We start from the raw sequence: 1,340 nt of genomic DNA, 5'->3' as shown, positions 1-1,340 counted from the left end.
CGCACGAGCGCCGAATACCGCGCGCTGGACGCCGCACACCACCTGCACCCGTTCTCGGACATGGGCGCGCTCAACCGCGCGGGCAGCCGCGTGATCGTGAAAGCCGAAGGCGTCTATCTGTGGGATTCGGACGGCAACCGCATCATCGACGGCATGGCCGGCCTCTGGTGCGTCAACGTCGGCTACGGCCGCAAGGAACTGGCCGACGCAGCCTACCGCCAACTCCAGCAGCTGCCGTTCTACAACACGTTCTTCAAGACCACCCATCCGCCCGTCATCGAGCTGTCCGCGCTGCTCGCCGACATCGCGCCGCCGTCGTTCAACCACTTCTTCTATTGCAACAGCGGCTCCGAAGGCAACGACACCGTGCTGCGCATCGTTCATCAATACTGGCGCACGCAGAACCGGCCGCAGAAAAAATACGTGATCTCGCGCACCAACGGCTACCACGGCTCGACGATCGCCGGCGGCACGCTCGGCGGCATGGGCTACATGCACGAGCAGATGCCGTCGAAAGTCGAGCACATCGTTCACATCGACCAGCCGTACTATTTCGGCGAAGCCGCCGACGGCCAGACGCCCGAGGCGTTCGGCCTCGAACGCGCGCGGCAGCTCGAGGCGAAAATTCTCGAGCTCGGCGCGGAAAACGTCGCCGCGTTCATCGGCGAGCCGTTCCAGGGCGCGGGCGGCGTGATCTTCCCGCCGTCGACATACTGGCCGGAGATCGAGCGCATCTGCAAGCAATACGACGTGCTGCTCGTGGCCGACGAGGTGATCGGCGGCTTCGGGCGCACCGGCGAATGGTTCGCGCATCAGCACTTCGGCTTCACGCCCGATTTGATGACGCTCGCCAAGGGGCTGACGAGCGGCTACGTGCCGATGGGCGCGGTCGCGCTGTCGCAGCGCGTGGCCGGCGCGCTGATCGAGCATGGCGAGTTCAACCACGGGATGACGTATTCGGGGCATCCGGTCGCGGCGGCAGTCGCGATCGCGAATCTGACGCTGCTGCGCGACGGAAAGATCGTCGAGCGGGTCAAGCATGAGACGGGGCCGTACTTCCAGAAGCTGCTGCGCGAGACGTTCGCGAATCATCCGATCGTCGGCGAAATCGCCGGTGCGGGATTGGTGGCGGGGCTTCAGCTCGCACGCGATCCGCTCACGCGCAAACGCTTCGAGAACGGCGGCGAGGTGGGCACGATCTGCCGCGATTACTGCTTCAACGGCAATTTGATCATGCGCGCAACCGGCGACCGGATGCTGCTGTCGCCGCCGCTCGTCATCTCCAAGCCCGAAATCGACGAACTGGTCGAGAAGGCGAAGCGCGCGATCGATGCGACGGC

The 1,340-nt window shown here is 65.2% G+C and carries 1 protein-coding gene; it reads left to right on the top strand.

Going from position 1 to position 1,340, the window contains the following annotated elements; genetic code table 11:
• Window positions 1-1,340, top strand: a 1,340-nt coding sequence (locus WS68_RS15295) for an aspartate aminotransferase family protein (RefSeq protein WP_059571616.1), incomplete at both ends; no start/stop codon positions are given.

This window comes from Burkholderia sp. TSV86, assembly GCF_001522865.1.
Lineage (GTDB): Bacteria > Pseudomonadota > Gammaproteobacteria > Burkholderiales > Burkholderiaceae > Burkholderia.
The sequence above is the reverse complement of the archived record's forward strand: the minus strand, read 5'-3'. Positions and strand labels throughout refer to the sequence as shown.